Raw genomic sequence first — 20,980 nt, forward strand, 5'->3', positions numbered from 1 at the left:
CGCTGTTCGGGCGTGTGTCGGGCACTCGTTCATCGCACCCGCCGCGCGTCCGAACAGCGAGACGGGCCACGAACCTGGTGTCGGCGTCGGTGCCTTGCCAGGGTCGCGAACCGGTGTCTCAACCTGGTAGACGATGCGGACGGGGAAAATTCATCGCCCGCATCGTTGTGAAGATCGTATGCCGTGGTACCGACAGAATCCGCCGGGCGCCGGTCAGCCTTCGAGCCACCCGTGCTGTTCGGCGAATGCCGCCAGTCGCTCGCGGATGGTGACGATCTCCCCGGCGGTCAGCGCCGGGCTCGAATCCAGCAGTAGTTCGGTGATCAGTCGTTTGTGTTCGGCGGCGGTGAGCACGCCTGCGCCACGTTCGCGGTTGCGATGGCGCGGAATGGGCGGCTGACCTGCGACAAGAGTCAGGTTGACCGCCTTCGGGCCCCGATCACCCTCGGTCACCTCGAATTCGAACACCCGGCCCTGGCGCAGTTCGTCTTCGTCGAGTCCGATGTCGTTCACGTGGACGAACACATCGGGACCGCCGTCTTCCGGCCGAATGAATCCGAACCCCCGTGAACTGTCGAAGGACACCAATTTCCCGATCGACACCTGCACCCGCTCCTCATTGCCGTCACTGTGCCGTCACTCTAACCGTCCCGGTGTTCGTTGTCGGTGGATTCACCGGTGGAGGAGAGGGCTTTCTGCAGGGAATTGAACACGGTCAGACCCTGCCCGACCATGCCGTTGACCAGTTCGCCGACTCCGTCGGGTCCGTTCAGCACGGTCAGGTTGGCGTTGGACAGGCCGAGCGAGGCCTGTTTGACGATCTCGGGCAGCTGTTCGATGAGCAGCTGGTCCAGGGCGATGCGGTTGTTCGAGGCCGCGGCCTCGGCCTGGATGCGGGTGCGGTCGGCCTCGGCCTGCGCCAGGACGCGCACTCGTTCGGCCTCGGCTTGGGCGGGTTTGACCACCTCGGTCTGCAACTGCTGCTCGCGCAGCTGGGCTTCCTTGCGGGCGCGTTCGGCCTGCGCGGTGAGCACCTCCTGCAGCGCGATGGCCTCGGCCAGCGGCCCGGCCTGGGACGCTTCGGCCTTGGCCTTGTCGATGTCGCGCTGGTACTCGGCCTGCAGGATCGCGGTCTGACGCTGGTATTCGGCCTGCTTGCGGCGCGAGGCCTGTTCGGCCTCGGCGGCGGCCTGGGATGCGGCGGCCTGCGCGATCTGCGCGTCGCGCTGGACCGCGGCGTTGTGCGGGGCGGCGAGGGCGCCGATATAGCCGAGGTTGCCGTCGTCGATGGACTGGATCTGGAACGAGTCGACCCACAGGCCGATATTGCTCATCTCCACCTTCGAAGCCACCAGCACCTCGTCGGCGAGCTTCTGCCGTTCGCGGATGATCTCCTCGACGGTCATCGAGCCGACGATCGACCGCAGATGTCCGGAGAAGATGCGGCCGGTCAGCACGGACATCTCGCGCTCCTGCTCGGACAGGAAACGCTGTGCGGCGTTGACGACCGATTGGGTGTCATTGGCGACCTTGAACGCGATCACGGCCCGCACATCGAGCTGAATGGCCTGTTTCGTGACGCAGCGTTCCTGGATTTCGGCCTCGTACATGGCCAGCGAGAGGTATCTGACCTTGCGGAAGAAGGGCATCACCCAGGCGCCGTGCCCGGTGATCACCCGGAACGGCGCGTTGTCTCTGGCCTTGCCGCCGCTGACCAGCATGGCTTCGTCCGGATCGGGCACATGGTAGCCCAGCACTGTTGTCTCCCTTGTTATCTCGATAATTCCCCGCCCGGCCCGACGTCGAGCGGGAACCAGGGAACGACATCGACGACGCGGCCGGGATGCACCTCGACGATCAGGACGGTCGCGAACTGATCGATGGGCTCGGTCGATCGTGCGATGTAACTCTCTGTCCCCCCTCGGATCGCTACCAGGACCTCCCCGAGCATGCCTTCGCCGCGGATCGGCGATGTGAGCGTACCGGTCAAACCCCGCACCGGGTCGGTCATCGCATCGAACTCCTTGCCGGGCAACGGTGAACCGGGTGATTTCCCAGCGTACCGCTGGAGTATCGCGGAGCAGAACCGAATATTCGAGCGGCGTGCGGGCGTCCCACTCGCGGAAAATTGCCGCTGGTAATCGGGGCGCGTCCGTGCAAGGCTGAAGCGGTGACCACTCCTCCGGATAGTCAGGCCGTGCAGCCGGATCCGACCTCCGACAAGCTCGACGCGAGCGTGTTGAAGGTGGCCGGCGTCGTGGTGCTCGGCGCGATCATGTCGATCCTCGACATCACCGTCGTCACCATCGCTCTGCCCACATTCCAGAACACCTTCCACACCAGCTACGCGATCGCCGCCTGGTCGATGACCGGCTACACGCTCGCACTGGCCACCGTTATTCCGCTGACCGGCTGGGCGGCGGACCGATTCGGTACCAAGCGCCTGTACATGATGGCGCTGACCTTCTTCGTCCTCGGTTCGCTGTTGTGCTCCACGGCGTGGAACATCGAGTCGCTCATAGCCTTTCGCGTGATCCAGGGACTCGGCGGCGGCATGCTGATGCCGCTGGGCATGACGATCATGACGCACGCCGCCGGTCCGCAGCGGATCGGCCGGGTGATGGCGGTACTCGGCGTGCCGATGCTGCTGGGGCCGATCCTCGGCCCGATCCTGGGCGGCTGGCTGATCGATGTGCACTGGTTCGGTATGGCCGGGTGGCACTGGATCTTCCTGATCAACGTTCCGATCGGCGCGCTGGCGCTGGTCCTGTCGTTCGTGGTGTTCGCACCCGACCGTCCCGAACCGTCCGAGACGTTCGACTTCGTGGGCATGCTGCTGGCCTCGCCGGGCCTGGCGTTGTTCCTGTTCGGGGTGTCCTCGATCCCGGAGAAGCACACCGTGCTGGCCGCGCGGGTGCTGATTCCCGCGGTGATCGGGCTGGTGCTGATGGTGGCGTTCGTGCTGCACGCGTTGCGTACCGATCATCCGCTGATCGATGTGCATCTTTTCCGGAACCGGTCGTTGACCTTCGCGGTGCTGACCATGGTGTTCTTCGCGGTCGCGTTCTTCGGGGCGGGTCTGCTGCTGCCCAGTTATCTGCAGCAGGTGCGCGGCTTGACGCCGCTGCACGCCGGACTGCTGATCGCGCCGCAGGGTTTGGGCGCGATGCTGACGATGCCGATCGCCGGACGGCTGGTGGACAAGATCGGTCCGGGGCGCATCGTGATGACGGGCCTGGTCGTGATCGCCATCGGCACCCTGTTCCTCACCCAACTGCATGCCGATACGCCCTATCCACTGCTGATGGGGGCGCTGTTCGTGATGGGGCTGGGGATGGGCTGCACCATGATGCCGGTGATGACAGCCGCCATCCAGACCTTGACCCACGCGCAGGTGGCCCGGGGGACGACGCTGATGAACATCGTGAACCAGACCGCGGGTTCGATCGGCACCGCGGTGATGTCGGTGGTGCTGACGAATCTGCTCAACAGCAAACCGCTGGCGCAGGCGGCGATCGCGTCGCACTTCAACCCGGCGATCGCGAAGCAGTTGCCGCCGGGTGCACTGGACACCGGATTCGATCAGGCCGCGGCAGCCTTCTCGCACACCTTCGTGGTGGCCGTGGTGCTGACCGCGATCACCCTGATTCCGGCGTTCTTCCTGCCGAAGGTCAAACCGCCCGTACCGCAGGATTCCGCCGATACCCCGATGATGATGGGGCACTGAGTATTTCGGATCCAGCGCCCGCGTCCCGAACTCTCGGGACTCGGGCGTTGCCGGGGCGCGGGACGGGGAAGGACGGTCGATGACGACGCAGGAGACGGCAGAGCCGGATCTGACCGGCCGCACGGTCGTGGTGACGGGCGCCAGTTCGGGGGTGGGTGCGGCCGCGGCGGCTGAGCTGGCACGTCGCGGTGCGACGGTCGCGGTGGTCGGCCGCTCGCCCGAGCGGACGGTCGAGGTGGCCGCACGGATCGGGGCGGAGCCGTTCATCGCCGATTTCGCCCGGTTGGACGATGTGCGGGAACTGGCCGGGCGGTTGCTCGACCGCTATCCGGTGATCGATGTGCTGGCCAACAACGCGGGCGGCGCATGGGCGAGGCGAACGATCACCGTCGACGGTAACGAGCAGACCTTCCAGGTCAATCATCTCGCCCCGTTCCTGCTCACCGGCCTGCTGTTCGATCGCCTGCGGCACTCGCGGGCACGCGTGATCAACACCGCGAGCACGATCTACCGGTGGGCGAAGCTGAACCCGGACACCGTGCACGCGCCGACCGGGCACCACAGCCAGCTCTGGGTGTATGCCACCTCCAAACTGGCGAATGTGGTCTTCACTCGTGAGCTCGCGCGCCGCTGCGCGGGCACCGGAGTGATCACCGCCGCATTCCATCCCGGCGTGGTCGCCACCCACGTCTACGACGACGCGCCGCTTGGGGTGGGCGGGGTGCTGCGGTTACCGCTGTTGCGGCCGTTGATCATTCGCCCGGAGCAGGGCGCGGAACCGCTGATCCATCTGGCCACGACCGGAGATGCGGTGAACGGCAAGTACTTTCACCGGCTCCGGCCGGAGGAGCCGCGCAACGCCCTGGCCCGGGACGCGGAGCTGGCGCAGCGGCTGTGGGCCGTATCGGAGCGGCTCGTGGGCGTCACGCTGCCGCCGGCCTGATGTGGCGGCGGCGAGGCCGCCGTTACCAGTGCGGATTTTGAATCGCCTGTGCCAGAGAGTGTTCCAATGCAGTCATGATGAGTTTCGAACCGCGCTCGAACAGTCGCCGGTGCCGCGGTTGCGGCCCGCGACGGCCCCGTGACCGGCGCCGCACGGGCACAGGATCGAAGTCCTTGTACCCGTGCGGTTTCGAATCCGCCGGGTCAGGCGACCGGGGTGGTCTCGGGTTCCTCGGCGGGTGTGGGCCGCCGCCCGCGCAACAGGACCAGGCCCAGGGCCGCGGCGGCGACGGAGAATCCGACGCTGATCCACGAGCCGGTGGACATGGCCGCGGTGAAGGCGGATTTCGCCGGACCGGCCAGCCCCGATCGGAATGCCGCGCCGATGGATTCGCGCGCGGCGGCCGGGGCGTCGGCGGGCATGTGCGCGGTGTACACCCCGGCCAGGACGCTGCCGATCACCGCGATACTGATCGCCTGTCCGACCTGCTGGAGTGTGTCGTTCATGGCCGAGCCGACACCGGCGTGCTCGACCGGGATCGCGCTCAGGATCGAGGAGTAGGCCGCCGGGCCCGCCAGCCCGCCGCCGATTCCCATGATCATCATGCTGGCCAGCACCCACAGGTAGCTGTCCGCATTGGCCAGTACGGCGAACGCGCCCGCCATCACCGCCAGTCCGGCGACGATGAGCGTCTTGTTGCTCAGCGTCTTGCCCAGGGTCGCGCCCAGGCCGTTGAACACGGCCGCGGCCAGGGCGTAGGGCAGCAGCGCCCAGCCTGCCCGCATCGGCCCATAACCCAGGACGAACTGCAGATACTGGGTCAGGATCAGCAGGACCGCGCCCATGCCGAAGACCATCAGCAGCAGGGTCAGGCAGGTACCGGTGAAATCCCGGTTCCGGAACACGCCCAGCGGCAGCATGGGATGTTCCGAGCGGTGCTCCCACAGCCCGAATCCGGCGGCGGCCAGCACCGCCAGCACGATCACCGGAATGTTCCACTCCCGCTGGATGATCACGTACACCGTCGAGGTCAGCGCCACGACCGAGAGCACGACCCCGACCGGGTCGACCGGCCGCTGCTCACCGCGGGTCTCGGGCATCAGGACCACCGCGGCCACGATCGCGATCACCGCCACCGGGATGTTCAGCAGGAACACCGAACCCCACCAGAAATGTTGCAGCAGTATGCCGCCCAGCGTCGGGCCGAGCACGATGCCGACCATCGACACCGTCGACCAGGCAGCCATGGCCTTGCGCCGCTCGTCCTCGGCGAAAGTGGTCATCAGGATGGACAGGGTCGAGGGCATCAGCAGTGATCCGCCGACCCCCATCGCCGCACGCGCCGCGATCACCTGCCACGGCGCGTCGGCGACGACCGCCAGCAGCGATGCCGCGCCGAATACGGCCAAGCCGGTGATCAGCATGCGGCGCCGGCCGAACCGATCGGACAGGCTGCCCGCGGTCAGCAGCAGTCCGGCGAATACCAGGATGTAGGCGTCGAGGATCCACTGAACATCCGCGGGCGAGGCGTTCAGATCCCGGATCAGCGACGGGATGGCGATATTGAGTACGGTGCCGTCGATCATCAGCACCAGCAGGGATAGGCACAGCACCACCAGAATCCACCAACGGCGCGGATCGCGGACTGTGTCTTCCGGCTCCGCTTCGCTCCGCCGTGTTCGCGGCCCCGAAGTCGCGTCGGCCGCGCACGTGTCTGTCGGTTCTGGTACAGCGTTCGATTCCACTCGCACAGCGTACGATGAAATAGAACAGTGTGCGAGTGAATTAAGGTGGATGCCGTGTCCAAGCCATTCACCTCGGTATGGGCGCGGGAACCGCGCCGCCCCAGAAGCTCCGGGCTCGGCCGGGAGCAGATCGTCGCGGCGGCGGTGGACATGCTCGATACCGAGGGGCTCGGGGCGCTGAGCATGCGCAAGCTCGGCGCCCGGCTGGGCGCGGGCGCGACCAGTCTGTACTGGTACGTCGCCAACAAGGACGAACTGCTGGAACTGGCCATGGATGAGGTCTGGGGAATGGTGGAGGTGCCCGATCCGGACCGGACGCCGTGGCGCGAGGTGGCTACCACCACGGCCTACGGGCTGCGCGTCACCTTGCTCGCCCACCCGTGGATGGCGAACCTGTTCGGCCGGATGCCGAGCGTCGGGCCGCACGCGTTCGCGCTGAGCGATCGGTTGCGTCGTGCGTTCGTGCGCGCCGGATTCACCGGAATCGACGTGTATCTGGCCAACGGCACCCTGATGGGTTTCGTTCTGGGGCAGGTCATTCCGGAGATCGGGGTGCGTCAGGCAACCGCGGGTGGCACGTACGACACCGACAGCATGGTGGCGGTGCTGGAGCGGACGGCCGCGGATTATCCGCAGATGCGCGCGGATTTCCGGGAGACGGTCCAGATCGATCCCGAGGCCGCGCGCGCCATGGCCTTCGACTTCGCCCTGCTGTGCGTCCTGGACGGCCTCGAGGCCCGGCTCGCCGCCGCCCGCACCCAGGGGACGCCCGAGCGCACCGCGCAGACCGTCGCCCGAGAGCGCGAATAACGCTGCGTCAGAGGGATTTCACCCCTCACCCGGCTCGGCCGGCACGTCGAGCTCAGTCGCGGTACATCGTCCGGTAGGCGGAGATGGTCTCGACGACGTGATCGACCAGTTGCTCCCGGGTCGCGCGCAATCTGCCGTTGAGCCACGCCGAGAACATTCCGGCATTGCCCGAGGCCATCGTGACCGCGGCCAGGCGCCGCCGCGCGGGATCGGCGATGTGGGTGAACAGATGATCCTGGATCAGCCGGGTGAAGGCCGGCATCACCGCGATGGTGGTCTGCCCGAGACCGGTCGAGGAGTACGGCTCCACCAGGAACAGCCGCGATTTGCGCGGATCCCGCAGGACGGTGTCGATGAGCGTCTCGGCCAGCGCGCGGATCCGCTCGGGATCGTCGGCGACGGCGAAAGCGGTCATGGGTTCGAGGAATTCGGTGGCCACCTGCCGATACAGCACATCGAGCAGCTCGTCCCGATCGGCGAAGCTCTCGTAGAAGTAGCGGTCGGTCAGACCCGCGCGGCGGCACACCGCGCGCATGGTGACCCCGGCCGCGCCGGCTTCTCCGATCAGATCCAGCGCGGCCTCGAACAATGCCGTCCGGCGGGCCTCGCGACGTTCGGTGAGGGTGGTCCCGCCCCAGATGCGGGGCTCGGGGCCGGGGGAGTCCTGACCTGAATGCACGAGAACAACCCTAACGGGAACGCTCAGCCGAGCAGCTCGTCGATATAGCACCAGCGCCACTTCTCGCCCGGCTCCACGCTGCGCATGACCGGATGCCCGGTGTCGGCGAAATGGCGGCTGGCGTGATTGCCCACCGAGGAGTCGCAGCATCCGACGTGCCCGCAGGACAGGCACATTCGCAGATGCACCCAGGTCAGCCCCTCGGCGATACATTCGGCGCAGACCTCGGGCAGGTTCGGCACCGGAATGTGCGGCGCCTCGCGAAGGTGTTCGCACGCACCGGTGGCCGGGCCGCGCAGCGGATCGGACGGCAGATCGTCGGCCTCGGCGACCCGGTCGATGGTGGACTCCTCGATATCGAGCACACCCATGACGCGGTCCAGGATCTCGTGATCGAGGGTGCCCGAATCACGTACGCGCAGTACGGCTTCGCGCTCGGCGGCCAGCATCGCCAGGCGCAGCCGGCGGTACTCCCCGCTGGGGGTGATCCGCACCGATTCCGCACGACCCAGCTGCTCCCACGCCGCGTACACCCGGCGCTCGACCCGATCCCGCAGTGCGGCAACGACTTCCGGGGGCGTCTCGGGGACGATGTGCTGTTCCAGCGCGGCCAGCCCCGCCGTGGTGGCCTGCTGCAGCAGATTGGCCTCCTGCAGAGCGTCCTCGGCGCGACTGGGCCCGCGCAGCCGCAGCAACCGCACCAGCAGCGGCAGCGAGACGCCCTGCAGCAGCAGGGTGCCGCCCACGACCACCAGCGCGAGGAGTTTGAGCGTGGCCAATTCCGGCGTGCTGGAAGGCAACAGCAATGCGCCGGCGAGGGTAACCACACCGCGCATCCCGGCCCAGGACACCACCGTCGGGCTGGTCCAGGGCGGTGCGGGCTTACCGCGCGGGCGGGATTCGACCCACCAGGCGAAGTACGTGGCCGGATAAACCCAGATCGGACGGGCCAGCACCACGGTCACCAGTACCGCGGCGCAGGTGAGCAACAGGGTGGTGTGGTCCAGGCCGCTGGACCAGGCGTCTTCGAGAATATGCCGGACCTGCAGGCCCATCAGCAGGAAGACCGCGTTCTCCAGGATGAACTGGATGGTGCGCCAATTGGTGCGTTCGGCGATGCGCGAGGCCGCGGTCTGCCACACCGGCGCGCCCTGCCCCAGGACCAGCCCGCACACCACGACCGCGATCACCCCGGACGCGTGTGCCGCCTCCGCGGGCAGATAGGCGGCGAACGGTGCGAGCAGCGACAGGCTGGTGTCCAGGACCGGATCGATGATGCGGCGGCGCAACAGCGCCAGCACCGCGGCCGCGACGATGCCGATGGCCGCGCCGCCGGCGGCGGACCACAGGAAATCGCCTCCGGCCTGCCACACGCTGAACGCACCGGCCATGGCGGCGACCGCGGTTCGCAGCGCCACCAACGCGGTGGCGTCGTTGAACAGCGCCTCGCCCTCGAGCAGGGTCACGATGCGTCGCGGCATGCCGACCCGGCGCGCGATGGCGGTGGCCGCCACCGAATCGGGCGGGGACACGATCGCCCCGACCGCCACCGCGGCGGCGAACGGGATGTGCAGCAGGGCGTGCACCACGCCCGCGACGGCGAAAGTGGTGAACAGCACCAGCCCCACGGACAGCAGCCCGATGGACAGCTTCTTGGGTTTGAACTCCACCAGGGAGGTGCTGATCGCCGCGGTGTACACCAGCGGCGGGAGCAGGCCGAGCAACACCATTTCGGGGTTGATGTCGATCTCGGGCACGAAGGGCAGATAGGACGCGCCGATACCGGCGACGGTGAGGATCAGCGGTTCGGCCATGCCGACTCGGCGGGCGAGTGCGGCCAGGCCCACGGTGACCGCGACCAGCGCCACCAGTCCGAATGCGATATGCACCCTCATATCCTGCCAGTCGGGCATCCGACCAGCGCGGTCGGCGCTCATGCGGGCCCGGATCGCCCCGGCAAGCTCATCGCGGCGCGATGGTGACGCGGATGCGGTGTCGGCGGCGATGCCCAGGCCGGGCTGATGCCGCAGGTGTGCCGATGGCGTACTTGGGCAATCCGCTCGGTGGCGGGTGTGTGCGACGGTGGTCGCCTGTACGGCCGGTCCGACCGCACCCGCATACTGGTTGACGTGAGCGAGGTTGCGAGCGAACCGGAAAGACGGCACTCTCGGCATACCGCCGCGCCCCGCGTCGGCGAGGCGCGGGTCGTGCGCGAATTCGCGAGCGCACGGTGGGTACCGGAACTTGCGGGGCCGAGGTACGACGGGGTGGAGTGGTGAGCGAGTCCGCCGGTGCGGTGTGGTCGTCGGGTGTTCGGTGTGCGCCGGGGCCGGATTCCGGTGGATTCGTGGATGCGCGATGGGTACGGTGCGCCGGGCGCACGTCGGATGTGAATGGTAGCGAGGTGGAGTGGTGAGTGCGTCGCGGGAGAACACCGGTTCGGGGCCGATCGTCACGGTGTCCGGGCCGATCAGCCGCGGCAATCCGCGTCGCGCGGAACTTGTGCTGTGTATCGCGGCCGTGGTGATCGTGGCGGTGGCGGCATTGGCGATGTCCGCGGCCACCGGCGGCGGCGGTGATTCGCTGCAATGGTCGCTGATCGTCTTCGTGATGCTGACCCTGCTGGCGCATCTGGCCGTGCGGATCTTCGCCGCCAAAGCGGATCCGGTGATCCTGCCGTGTGTGGTGCTGCTCAACGGGATCGGGCTGGTGCTGATCAACCGGCTGGACCGGGCCGAGGCGGCGACCGCGGCCTCGCAGGGCGAACCCGCGCCCTCGTCGGACTCCGCGCATCAGCTGATCTGGACCGCCGTGGGCATCGCGTTGTTCGCGGCGGTGCTCGCGGTCGTGCGCAATCACAGTCAGCCCGCCCGGTACGCGTACACCTGTGGTCTGGCCGGTGTGGTGGCCCTGCTGGTACCCGCGGTGCTGCCGTCGAAATTCAGTGAGGTCAACGGCGGTAAGAGCTGGATCATGTTCCACGGCTTCTCGATTCAGCCCGGTGAGTTCGCCAAGGTGCTGCTGCTGATCTTCGTGGCCGGTTTCCTGGTGGCCAACCGCGATCTGTTCAGTACCGCGGGCAAGAAAGTGCTGTGGTTCACCGTGCCGCGGCTGCGTGATCTGGGTCCGCTGTTGCTGGTGACGCTGCTGGCCGTGCTCGTGCTGGTGTACGAGAAGAACCTGGGTTTCTCGCTGCTGGTGTTCGGGACCGTGCTGGCGATGGTGTATATCGCGACGCGGCGGGCGTCCTGGCTGCTGATCGGGATCGCGATGTTCGCGGTCGGTGCGGTCATCGCCTACAACCTGTTCGCGCACGTGCGGGTGCGCGTGCAGGTGTGGGAGGACCCGTTCGCGACGTACTACACCAACGGATTCCAGATCGCGCAGGGCTTGTTCGGCCTGGGCACCGGCGGTCTGTGGGGCGCCGGACTGGGCGCGGGGCGGCCGCAGGAGGTGCCGTTCGCCAAGACCGACTTCATTATCGCCACCATCGGCGAGGAACTGGGCTTGTTCGGGCTGACCGCGGTGATCATCCTGTTCATGATCATCACGCTGCGCGGGTTCAGCGCGGCGCTGACGACTCGCGACTCGTTCGGCAAACTGCTCGGCGGCGGGCTGGCGTTCTCACTGGGCTGGCAGCTGTTCGTGGTGGTCGGCGGTGTCACCAAACTGATTCCGCTGACTGGTCTGACCACGCCGTTCATGTCCTACGGCGGATCCTCGCTGCTGGCCAACTACGTGATCATCGCGCTGCTGATCCGCATCTCGCACGATGCGCGCAGCGTCCCGGTGTCCGCGCCCCCACCGGCCGCGCCGATCGCGGACGCGATGACCGAACATATCGCCCGGCCGCAGAACTGACCCGTACGGCGGATCACGCGCGCGGCGAACCCTCGAGGGGCTTTCCGGCATCGCGCCAGGCGACGATGCCGCCGTCCAGGCTGCTCGCATCGTATCCGGCGCGCCGGGCGCGCGCCGCGAATCGCTGGGACACCTCCCCGACCGGGCAGACGAACACCAGCGGCCGGGTGCGGGAGAACGGGATCCCTTGGGCGAACATATCTTCCAGCTGATCGTCCCGGATATTGAGTGATCCCGGCACGTGCCCGATCCGGTAGGCCATCGCGCCGCGGGTGTCGACGACGATCGGCGCGGGCATGCCGCCGGGGCGGGCATCGAGGCGTTCGAGCTCGTCCGGGCTCAGTGCGGGCACCGCCGCGAGTTCGGCCGTGTCGGGCACCGCGGCCCGGGAATCATTGCGGCCGAACAGGTCCGGGCGACGCTTCTTGATGTACGACAGGTACGGCTCGATCCGGTCGCAGACGATCACGATCGCGACCACCGGTACGTCCGGTGCGGCGGCCGAATGATCCGCCGCGCGTAGATGTTCCAGCGCCGCGGCGTAGCTCGCACCGCTGGTGGGCCCGGCGAGGATGCCGTATCCGGTGGCCAGCTCCAGCATGCCCTCGATCGCGGTCGCGGCGGTGACGGCCATGATGCGGTCGTAGAAATCGGGCTGGAACAGCCCCACATCCCACATCTCGGTCTCCGAGCGGATGCCGGGGACGAAATCGGTGCGTTCGGAAACCACAGCGACAGTGCGCAGTTCGGGATTGTGTTTGCGCAGAAAGGTCGCCGCGCCCCGAGTGGAGCCGGTGGTGCCGAGTCCGCCGATCAGATAGTCGACGCCCGCGCCGCCGAGGTCTTCGTGGATCTCCTGTCCGGTGCCGTGATAGTGCGCCTCGATATTCTTCTCGTTGGTGTACTGCGACGGATGATGGTACGCGCCCGGATGTTTGGCCATCGTCGCCTCGATGACCGAGTACACGTCGTTGGGCGTGGTCGGGTCCGGGCATTCGGACAGGCCGGGCAGTTCCTCGATCCGCGTGCCGAACAACTGCAGCAGATCGCGCACCTCGCCGACCTTGATGCGATTGGTGATCGCGTGCAGATCCACCCCGCGCATCGCGCCCAGAATGCGCAGCGCCTTGGCGGTATTGCCGCTGGATGCCTCGATCAGAGTCTGGCCGCGGGCGGCGATCTCGTCGACTTCGTCGCGGATCATGCCCCAGGCCACGCGGTCCTTGACCGAGCCGAATGGGTTGCAGGACTCCAATTTCGCGTAGAGTTCGACGTTCTCCAGCCCGTGCACGGCGGGATCCAGCCGCAGCAGCGGGGTGTTGCCGATGAGTTCGGTGATGTGGTCGTAGCGCATCAGGCGATCCCGTCGGCGGGGATATCGAGGGCATCGAATGCCGAGTACCCGGCCCGATCGGTGGCCGCCGCGGGTTCGTAATCGGCATCGCGACAGATCCGGAACTCCTGCCCGTCATGGGTGACGGCGAGTTTGGGCGGCGGTTCGTGCATCGATGCCGAGGCCGCCGACAGATCCATGTGGTACGCGGCGGTATTCGGGAACACCACCAGATCCCCCGGCTGCGGGTGCACCGCGGGCCAGACCTTGTGATTGGTGATGAGATCACGCTCGAGACACAGCCTCCCGGCGAAATACACGCCCACCCGGCCCGGGCCGGCATCGCCGTGTTCCGGTGCGATCGCGCTGGAGATATCCGAATTGGCTGCGGTGCAATCGGTTCGGAAGGGTGCGCGGCGAGGGTTCCCGGGCAGTACCAGCGGATCCACCATGACCTCCTGATCGGCGGGAGTGACGGCGTCGCGCGAGAGGTCGAGATTGACCAGCAGGCTGCCGTCGGCGGCCCGCTTGACGAATTCGACGCGGGCGAGCGTGATTCCGGCGTGATCGACCAGCGCCTTGCCGGGTTCGAGCCAGATCTCGAGCATGTTCTCCGTGGCGATCTGCGCGAAGGTGTGGCCGCCGTGTCCCTCCAGCGGTGCGGCGAGCAGGTCGTCGAGCATGCGGGTGGCGGGCACGGTGTTGGCGTATTTGTGGAATACCGGCGTGCCGTGTACGCGGGCGCCGTCGATCTGATAGCCGAAAGTGTTGCCGCCCCAGGCCATCGGCTCACCGCGACCCAGCAGTGCCTCGCGCAGGGCAAGGACGTAGGCGTCGAACCGGTCCGCGTCCGCGGTGAACACCTGCCGGAATCCGCCGCCGATATCCAGTACGGACGGAGCCAGGTCGTAGGAACAGGCCAGTTCGACCAGCTCCAGACAGGCCTCGGTCGCGCGCAGACGTTCGGTGGACTCCCCGGAGTCGATGTGGAACGCCAAGCCCCGGAAGTCGAGCCTGGTGCGGTGCGCCGAGAGAGTTCGCAATGCCTCCGCGGCCTCGTCCAGCGCGATGCCGAATCGGCTCACCGCACTGTTGCGGAAGCCGGAGATACGCAGCAGCACAGGAACTGGCGAACGGTCGGCGGCGAGTTCGGCGAGCCGCCGCAGCTCCCACAGGTTGTCCACATTGACACTCACGCCGGCATCGACGAGCTCGCGCAGGAACCGCTCACCCTTGGGCCCGGTCGCCTCGATCCGATCCGCGGCGAATCCGGCGCCGATCGCCGCGGACAGTTCCCGGGGGGAAGCCACATCGACCGCGATACCCGCGTGCTCGGCGGTGCGCAGCAAAGCGCGTGAACGATTCACCTTGTGCGCGTAGCAGATTCGGTGGCGCGAACGGTGGGTGTCCAGCACCGATCGCAACCGGCTCAGATTCTCCGCGTACACCTGCGGGAAGAGCAGATGGACCGGGGAGCCGAAACGGGCCAGCGCGCCATGCGCCGCGCCGGGGGTGTTCAGGAACGCCCGCACCAGCGGATGGATCTTCGCCGGCAGCTCCGGGACCGATGCGCTCATCGCGCCGTCTCGGGGAGCGGGACCTGCCGCGGCAATGCCGCGGTGTGTGCGGGCGGGGCCTGGGTGGGGTTGTAGCCGCTGTCGCGCAGCGCCTCGAAGGCACGGTGGCGATTGCGCGGACTGCGGAACTCCGCGACCACCCGCTTGCTGATCAGATCGATGTCGTGCACCCGGATCTGCATGGACTCCAGCACCCCGGTGATGGTGCGCACACAATGTTTGCAGTTCATATCCGGGACGTGGAAAACCTGGTTCCCCGCGTCGAATTCACCGTCGCCGGGTGCGTCGCCCTCCGCGATCTGGGTAACGGTCAAGCGCGGCACGATCGCGGTGAACAGATCCACGAAGCGATCCACCACCATCGGCAGCACGCTGTAGTGCTCACCGTCGAGCCGATGCGGCGCCGCCGCGAGACAGGCCGGGCGCGTCCCAGGCGGCAGCAGTGCGTATTGGCGGGAGATGAGATCGAGTTCGTCGTGGTACTTCTCGATCGCCGCGGGCACCGACAATCCCTCGCTACCGGTGGCGCGGCGCATGACCGCGTGCGCGTCGGCGATGGTGGCGTCCTTCATCGCGCGCAGGGTGGTCACGGTGTCGGCGGTGTAGCGGACGGTGCCATCGGGCTGGGTCGCGAAGCTGACCGGAATCATCCCGCGCCGATAACTGGAGGCCTGCAACTCCCAGTACCAGCGGGTGGCGACTGCGCCGAAGATGCCCGAATCGCGCATACCGCAGGCGAATTCGATCGCTGTGCGATAGGGCGTGGCGTGCGCCAGCAGGGCGTGCTGGGCCAGTGCCCGGCCGGTCGCCTCGATGCCGACCCGGAACACATCGATCGGATCGTGATCGGTGGTGGTGCCTTCGAGGACGTCGCGATCGGATTCGGTCAGCGCCGAGATGCGTTCGGCGAGTGCGGAATCGGCGTCCAAGGCGTGCCATAGTGCGAGCACCGCCTCACGGGTGGCGATCGGGACGATCGGCCCGAGACCGCCGGTGCGAATGTGTCCGGTGTTGGGGATGCCGTCGCTGTCGATCCACGCGATCCGATGGGTGGCGCTGGTTACCTGGCCGGGGCGGCACGGTCGCATGAAGCTTTCCAGATACATCCGCTGGGACAGCGTCAGATGGCTACCGGATTCGGGGCGCATGACCGCGACGGTGTAGTCGATATGCGTCACGCGTGTGGGCGTGAGCCGGTCGAAGAGGCCCGGACGTGCCAGTGCGGCCAGAACGCGTGCGGCCGCACGTCGATCGTAGCGGGGGTATGGCGGGCTGACTGTCAAGGTCCGACCTCCCTGGCGATCTCGGCGAAACATCCGACGAATCGGTCGATCTCGTCGGCGCTGGTGTAAATGTGCGTGCTGACCCGGACCGAATCCGCATCGGACCGCCCGCGCGCGGGCGGCACACAGTGCGCGCCGGTGCGAACCAGGAATCCGGCCTCGGCCAGTACGAAGCCCAGATCCGCCGAACCGATCCCGGCCAGGGTGAAAGACACTGTGCCGTAACCATTTTCGCACGGCGCGTGGGCCGGGCCGGGGCTGAACTCGAGTCCGGGCTGCGGGCGCAGGCCATCGATGAGCCGGCGGGTCAGCACGCGGTTGTGTTCGGCGATGACGTCGAGGCCGATCTCGTCGAGTACGTCCAGCGCCGCGCCCAGGGCCAGGATGCCGGGGATGTTGTGGGTGCCGCCCTCGAGCCGTTCGGGCATCGCGGCATAGGTCAGACTCGATTCCGTCTGCGCCACACCCGAATTCCCGCCGGGAAGGAAGGGGACGAGTTGCTCGTGCACGCGCCGGGAGCAGTAGAGCACCCCGGTGCCGGGCGCGCCGAACATCTTGTGCGCGGACAGGACCGCGAAATCCGCGCGCAGCTCGGTGACGTCGAGCGGCAGATGCCCGCCGCTCTGGCTGCAGTCGAAGCAGAGCAGAATGTGCGGATCGAGCCGATCTCGCAACTCCTCGAGGGTGCTCAGCGCACCGAACACATGATGCAGATGGCTCACGGTGATCAACCGGGTGCGGTGGGAGAGCTTGGCGGCGATGTCGACGGTGTCGGCCTCACCGAGGTCGGTGACCCGGTAGGGGATCAGCCTGATCCGGCGGCCGAAACGGGCCAGGGTGTCGCGCAGGTGCAGCCAGGGATACACGTTCGAGGCGTGATCGCGTGGGCTGTAGAGGATCTCGTCGCCGTCGTCGAGATTCGCCAGGCCCCAGCTCAGCGCCACGGCATTGAGGCCCGCGGTCGCGCCGGGGGTGAAGACGATCTCCTCGGGCGTGGCGCCCAGCCGCGCCGCGGCCCGTTCCCGCACGTGTTCGATGGCGCGGGTGAGCGTCGTGGCCCACGGATAGGTGCCGCGACCGGCGTTGGCGGTGCGCTCGCGCAGGTATCCCTCGACCGACGCGATCACCGGTGCGGGTTTCTGCGTGGTCGAGGCGCTGTCCAGATATACCTCCGACGCCGCGCCGATCGCCGGGAAGAGTCGGCGCACGGTGTCGGGCGAGATCGGTTCCGGCGGCGGCGGTGTCGGCCCGCACGTGGACGAGCTCGGTGCGGGAACCCGGACGGCCGGGTCGGGAGCGGGAACAGGCCCGGATACAGCTGACCGCAAACGCGACGCTCCCTTCGGCTCGTACGCTCCGACTCATCCAACGATACGCACATTCGGCGAGTTGTTCGAAGCGTGTCGCCGACAACGACTTTCGCGGGGGCGTGCCGGGCGCGGCGAGAATCTCGGAAGATCGCCGCGCCGGAATCCGGTTAACCGGTCACTTCCCCGCGGGGTCGGGCCCGCCGGGATTGCACAGCGACTGCACGGTGGCGTCGTAGCCGACCGCGGGCCGCCACGGCTCCAGATTCCAGCTCGGCTTGTCCGGCGAGACCAGTCGTGCCCATTGCCAATGGCATTCGAATTGGTCGTACATGCCCGGAGTGTCGGCGTCGGGTGCGTCCTTGCGCACCTCGGCCCAGGCGCGGCCCAGCGCGGCCGGGAACCAGTCGTCCCGGCCCGCCGCGGTCGGGTAGACGTGCAGGCGGCGGCCGTCGGAATCGTCGGTCCACTGCGTGTGGTCGATGAGCGGGGTGTTCGGATACGGGTCGGTGGTCGGAACGCCTGCCGACGCGGTGGAACTCGCCGAGGAAGAGGCGGCCGGCGCGGGCGTCGTGGTGCGGGCCGACACGGTGGCGTGCAGCGCGGCGGACGAGATGGTGCCGACCGCGACCGGATCGGATTCGTCGGCCGCGCCGCATCCGCCGGTCAGCAGCGCCGCCAGCAGCATCGCTGCGAGCGGTGGTGCGATGCCGTACCTCATCCGATGGCCCCCTTCGATGGTTTCCTGTCGCGCCCGCCACGGTACCGCGCGGGTCGCGCGGGCGGTCCGGCGCTCCCGCGGCGGGCCGACCCGGCATGGTCGTCCTGCCCGACATGACGACGCCCTCGACGTACCATGGACCGGTGGCCGCACAGCTGACCAAGGGACAGATCGATCGTCTGACCGTCGGGGACCTCACCGTATCCGTGCAACACGAGGCGTCGATCGATGTGTCGGCGCTGCTGTTGAATTCGGCCGGACAGGTCCGTAATCAGCGCGATCTGATCTTCTACAACCAGACCACCGGGCCGGGCGTGCATCTGGCGTCCGGGCAGCAGTCCGGCCTGTCGATCGAATTGCCCTCGTTGCCAAGGGATGTCGATCACGTCCGGGTGATCCTGAACCTGACCGACCAGCAGGCCCACTTCGGCGATTTCGCGCCGCCGGTGGTGCGCATCGAGGGCCCGAACGCAAATCCGTTGTACGAGTACGTCATCGACGATCTGGGTCGCGAGGGCGTGGTCATCGCACTGGATCTGGACCGGGTGGGCCGAGGCTGGCAGGTGAACGTGCTCGGATACGGCTACGACGCCGGATTCGAGGCGTTGGTGACTCAACACGGTGTGCGCGTGGGCGCACCGGGTGAGGACGAAGTGACCTATCGCGGTCCCGCGGAACTGAATCCGGGGCAGGAGATCCCCCTGAACCATGTGCGCACGGGCGAGCTGAGCATGGTGAAGATGGCGTTGGGCTGGGACCCGGTGCGCGGGCCCCGCCTGCGCAAGGTCGAGGTCGATCTGGATGCCTCCGCGCTGGTGTTCGCGGGTCACCAGGTGATCGACGCCGCGCTGTTCAGCCAGTTGACCTCGCGGAACGGGGCGGTCCGGCACTCGGGTGACAACGTCGACGGCAGCGGAGCCGGTGACGACGAGACCATCACCGTGGATCTGGCACGGCTGCCCTCGCAGGTGACGGCGGTGGTGTTCGTGGTGACCTCCTACAAGGGTCACACCTTCGAACGGGTCCGCCACGCGTTCTGGCGCCTGGATGACGGTGTCGCGGGGATGCAGCTGGCGCGCGGCGATCTGAACGCGGGCGGTTCGCACACCGCGATGATCGTCGCGAAAGTCTACCGGGACGGCGGGCCCTGGCGGGTGGCCTCGATCGGCGCGCCGATCGAGGCGACACACCCGCTCGATGCGGTCGAGCACATCGTCCGGTATCTGTAGGCCGTATCGCGTCCGGGCGCCCGGCGGGCCGGAAGCGCGGTGATCAGGCGCTGTCGCGCCCGGTGATCTGGACGATCGGCAGAACCAGCGCCGCGGGGGCGGAGGCGGGTACCACCGGATTGTGCGGTGCGACAGGGGAGATGCGCCGATACCCCTCGCCCTGCTCGGGCCGGGTGTCCTGTTCGCCCTTGTTCGGCCACAGGGCCGCGGCCCGCTCGGCCTGCGCGGTGATCGTCAGTGACGGGTTCACCCCGAGGTTGGCCGAAACCGCGGCGCCGTCGACCACGCTCAGCGTCGGATACCCGTACACCCGGTGGTACGGGTCGATCACGCCGTGCTCGGCGTTCGACCCGATCGGCGCGCCACCCAGGAAATGCGCGGTGAGCGGAATGTTGAACACCTCACCCCAGCTGCCGCCGGCGATACCGCCGATGGTGTCGGCGACCTTGCGGGTCACCTCGTTGCCGACCGGGATCCAAGTCGGATTCGGTTGGCCGTGGCCCTGTTTGGAACTCATCGTGCGTCGGCCGAACAGTCCGCGTTTGGTATAGGTGGTGATCGAGTTGTCCAGGTTCTGCATGACGAGCGAGATGATGGTGCGCTCACTCCAGTTCCGGACGGTGAGCATCGAGATCAGCCGCAACGGATGCTTCAGCACCTCGAGTACGAAGCGCAACCAGCGCGGGATGCGGCCCCCGCCGTCGACCATGAGCGTCTGCAGCAGGCCCATCGCATTGGATCCCCTACCGTACCGGACCGGCTCGACGTGCGTATCGGCGGTCGGGTGGATCGAGGAGGTGATGGCCACGCCCCGGGTGAAATCGCGATCCGGGTCCACCGTCCGGGTGGCCGCGCCGACGATCGATTCGGAATTGGTCCGGGTCAGCTGGCCCAGCCGAGGGGACAGTGCGGGCAGAATTCCCTTGTCCCGCATGGCGAACAACAGTTGCTGGGTGCCGCGGGTACCGGCGGCGAGCACCACGTGCGAGGCGGTCATTGTGGCCGGCGATTTGCGGACCCAGGCCCCCGTCCGTTCGGTGCCGACCTCCCAGGAACCGTCGGGCAGCGGTCGCACGGCGGTCACCGTGGTCAACGGAAACACCTGGGCCCCAGCCTGTTCGGCGAGGTATAGGTAGTTCTTGACCAGGGTGTTCTTCGCCCCGTGGCGGCAGCCGGTCATACATTCGCCGCATTCCAGACAACCGGTGCGTTCGGGGCCCGCACCGCCGAAATACGGGTCCGGAACGGTCTTTCCGGCCTCGCCGAAGAAGACGCCCACGGGTGTCTGCACGAAGGTGTCGCCGAACCCCATCTCGTCGGCGACCTGTTTGAACACCTCGTCCGCGGGGGTCATATGCGGGTTCTGGACCACGCCGAGCATTTTGCGGGCCTGCTCGTAATAGGGGGTCAGCTCGGCCCGCCAGTCGGTGATGTCGCGCCACTGCGGATCGGTGAAGAAGGGTGTCGGCGGAACGTACAGGGTATTGGCGTAGTTGAGCGAGCCGCCGCCGACGCCCGCGCCCCCGAGGATCAGCACGTCGCGCAACAGGTGGATGCGCTGGATGCCGAGACATCCGAATTTGGGCGCCCAGATGAACTTGCGCAGATCCCAGCTGGTCGCGGGCAGTTCCGTATCGGCGAAGCGCCGTCCGGCCTCCAGGACCCCGACCCGGTAACCCTTCTCGATCAGCCGTAACGCCGTGACACTCCCGCCGAATCCGGAACCGACGATCAGTACGTCGAAATCGGTGTTCCGCTGGGTCAT

General features: G+C 67.7%; 18 protein-coding genes. 6 read left to right on the forward strand and 12 right to left on the reverse strand.

The features are described from left to right. Nucleotides 1-213: 213 nt before the first annotated feature. The 3 genes from NV1_RS20020 to NV1_RS20030 are packed head-to-tail and all read right to left on the reverse strand — an operon-like array spanning nt 214 to nt 2,011. The gene (locus tag NV1_RS20020) at nt 214-609 is read right to left on the reverse strand and encodes a cold-shock protein (protein ID WP_067893501.1); all 396 of its coding nucleotides are present in this window, start codon (nt 607-609) and stop codon (nt 214-216) included. A gap of 32 nt (nt 610-641) precedes the next feature. Beyond that, complete coding sequence (locus NV1_RS20025; protein ID WP_067893503.1) at nt 642-1,757, reverse strand: SPFH domain-containing protein; 1,116 nt, start codon at nt 1,755-1,757, stop codon at nt 642-644. Between the two features lie 14 nt (nt 1,758-1,771). After that, complete coding sequence (locus NV1_RS20030; RefSeq protein ID WP_067893505.1) at nt 1,772-2,011, reverse strand: NfeD C-terminal domain-containing protein; 240 nt, start codon at nt 2,009-2,011, stop codon at nt 1,772-1,774. A gap of 159 nt (nt 2,012-2,170) precedes the next feature. Here NV1_RS20030 and NV1_RS20035 point away from each other — a divergent pair, with 159 nt between their 5' ends. Both NV1_RS20035 and NV1_RS20040 read left to right on the forward strand, forming a co-directional pair. Next, entirely contained in the window at nt 2,171-3,727 is a 1,557-nt protein-coding gene (locus tag NV1_RS20035) for a DHA2 family efflux MFS transporter permease subunit (protein WP_084525549.1), read from the forward strand. A gap of 79 nt (nt 3,728-3,806) precedes the next feature. After that, nucleotides 3,807-4,670 (forward strand): SDR family NAD(P)-dependent oxidoreductase, encoded by an 864-nt coding sequence (locus NV1_RS20040; RefSeq protein WP_084525550.1) that lies wholly within the window; start codon nt 3,807-3,809, stop codon nt 4,668-4,670. Between the two features lie 203 nt (nt 4,671-4,873). Here NV1_RS20040 and NV1_RS20045 read toward each other — a convergent pair whose 3' ends face one another. Next, nucleotides 4,874-6,283: an MFS transporter gene (locus NV1_RS20045; RefSeq protein ID WP_245713810.1), complete on the reverse strand. Its 1,410-nt coding sequence runs from the start codon at nt 6,281-6,283 to the stop codon at nt 4,874-4,876. Between the two features lie 186 nt (nt 6,284-6,469). Here NV1_RS20045 and NV1_RS20050 point away from each other — a divergent pair, with 186 nt between their 5' ends. Next, entirely contained in the window at nt 6,470-7,225 is a 756-nt protein-coding gene (locus NV1_RS20050; RefSeq protein ID WP_067893839.1) for a TetR/AcrR family transcriptional regulator, read from the forward strand. Between the two features lie 52 nt (nt 7,226-7,277). Here the strand turns inward: NV1_RS20050 and NV1_RS20055 are convergent, their stop codons facing one another. Then, on the reverse strand, nt 7,278-7,904 hold the full coding sequence (locus NV1_RS20055; protein WP_067893508.1) for a TetR/AcrR family transcriptional regulator: 627 nt from the start codon (nt 7,902-7,904) through the stop codon (nt 7,278-7,280). Between the two features lie 23 nt (nt 7,905-7,927). Next, nucleotides 7,928-9,799, reverse strand: coding sequence for a Na+/H+ antiporter (locus NV1_RS20060; protein WP_067893841.1), 1,872 nt, complete (start codon nt 9,797-9,799; stop codon nt 7,928-7,930). Nucleotides 9,800-10,033: 234 nt separating this feature from the next. Between NV1_RS20060 and NV1_RS43660 the strand changes: the two genes are divergently transcribed. Beyond that, nucleotides 10,034-10,183 carry a hypothetical protein gene (locus tag NV1_RS43660; RefSeq protein ID WP_157117167.1) on the forward strand — a complete coding sequence of 50 codons (150 nt, stop codon included), beginning with the start codon at nt 10,034-10,036 and terminating at the stop codon, nt 10,181-10,183. A gap of 133 nt (nt 10,184-10,316) precedes the next feature. Continuing rightward, nucleotides 10,317-11,765: an FtsW/RodA/SpoVE family cell cycle protein gene (locus NV1_RS20065; RefSeq protein ID WP_373864635.1), complete on the forward strand. Its 1,449-nt coding sequence runs from the start codon at nt 10,317-10,319 to the stop codon at nt 11,763-11,765. 13 nt (nt 11,766-11,778) lie between these two features. Here the strand turns inward: NV1_RS20065 and NV1_RS20070 are convergent, their stop codons facing one another. The 5 genes from NV1_RS20070 to NV1_RS20090 form a co-directional block, all read right to left on the reverse strand. Beyond that, the gene (locus NV1_RS20070; RefSeq protein ID WP_067893510.1) at nt 11,779-13,119 is read right to left on the reverse strand and encodes a pyridoxal-phosphate dependent enzyme; all 1,341 of its coding nucleotides are present in this window, start codon (nt 13,117-13,119) and stop codon (nt 11,779-11,781) included. Then, a complete protein-coding gene (locus tag NV1_RS20075; RefSeq protein WP_067893512.1) occupies nt 13,119-14,675 on the reverse strand; it encodes an alanine racemase in 1,557 nt (518 codons plus the stop codon). Before NV1_RS20075 ends, NV1_RS20070 begins: the two co-directional genes overlap by 1 nt. Next, complete coding sequence (locus tag NV1_RS42245) at nt 14,672-15,958, reverse strand: heavy-metal-associated domain-containing protein (RefSeq protein ID WP_245713812.1); 1,287 nt, start codon at nt 15,956-15,958, stop codon at nt 14,672-14,674. Before NV1_RS42245 ends, NV1_RS20075 begins: the two co-directional genes overlap by 4 nt. Beyond that, entirely contained in the window at nt 15,955-17,166 is a 1,212-nt protein-coding gene (locus NV1_RS20085) for an aminotransferase class V-fold PLP-dependent enzyme (RefSeq protein WP_245713813.1), read from the reverse strand. The genes NV1_RS42245 and NV1_RS20085 overlap by 4 nt, the downstream gene beginning before the upstream one ends. Nucleotides 17,167-17,443: 277 nt before the next feature. Continuing rightward, nucleotides 17,444-17,986, reverse strand: a complete 543-nt coding sequence (locus tag NV1_RS20090) for a DUF2599 domain-containing protein (protein WP_067893514.1) — start codon at nt 17,984-17,986, stop codon at nt 17,444-17,446. Nucleotides 17,987-18,129: 143 nt separating this feature from the next. On the opposite strand from NV1_RS20090, the gene NV1_RS20095 reads away from it, so the two are divergent. Then, entirely contained in the window at nt 18,130-19,215 is a 1,086-nt protein-coding gene (locus NV1_RS20095; RefSeq protein WP_169813360.1) for a TerD family protein, read from the forward strand. Nucleotides 19,216-19,258: 43 nt separating this feature from the next. Here the strand turns inward: NV1_RS20095 and NV1_RS20100 are convergent, their stop codons facing one another. Then, nucleotides 19,259-20,980: a GMC oxidoreductase gene (locus NV1_RS20100; RefSeq protein ID WP_067893515.1), complete on the reverse strand. Its 1,722-nt coding sequence runs from the start codon at nt 20,978-20,980 to the stop codon at nt 19,259-19,261.

This window comes from Nocardia vaccinii NBRC 15922, assembly GCF_001613305.1.
GTDB classification, from domain to species: Bacteria; Actinomycetota; Actinomycetes; order Mycobacteriales; family Mycobacteriaceae; genus Nocardia; species Nocardia vaccinii.

Coding starts and splice junctions, on each gene's coding strand:
- NV1_RS20075 (WP_067893512.1), bottom strand. CDS start 14,675: ATGAGCGCATCGGTCCCGGAGCTGCCGGCGAAGATCCATCCGCTGGTG.
- NV1_RS20070 (WP_067893510.1), bottom strand. CDS start 13,119: ATGCGCTACGACCACATCACCGAACTCATCGGCAACACCCCGCTGCTG.
- NV1_RS20100 (WP_067893515.1), bottom strand. CDS start 20,980: ATGACCCAGCGGAACACCGATTTCGACGTACTGATCGTCGGTTCCGGA.
- NV1_RS20060 (WP_067893841.1), bottom strand. CDS start 9,799: ATGAGGGTGCATATCGCATTCGGACTGGTGGCGCTGGTCGCGGTCACC.
- NV1_RS20090 (WP_067893514.1), bottom strand. CDS start 17,986: ATGAGGTACGGCATCGCACCACCGCTCGCAGCGATGCTGCTGGCGGCG.
- NV1_RS20040 (WP_084525550.1), top strand. CDS start 3,807: ATGACGACGCAGGAGACGGCAGAGCCGGATCTGACCGGCCGCACGGTC.
- NV1_RS20030 (WP_067893505.1), bottom strand. CDS start 2,011: ATGACCGACCCGGTGCGGGGTTTGACCGGTACGCTCACATCGCCGATC.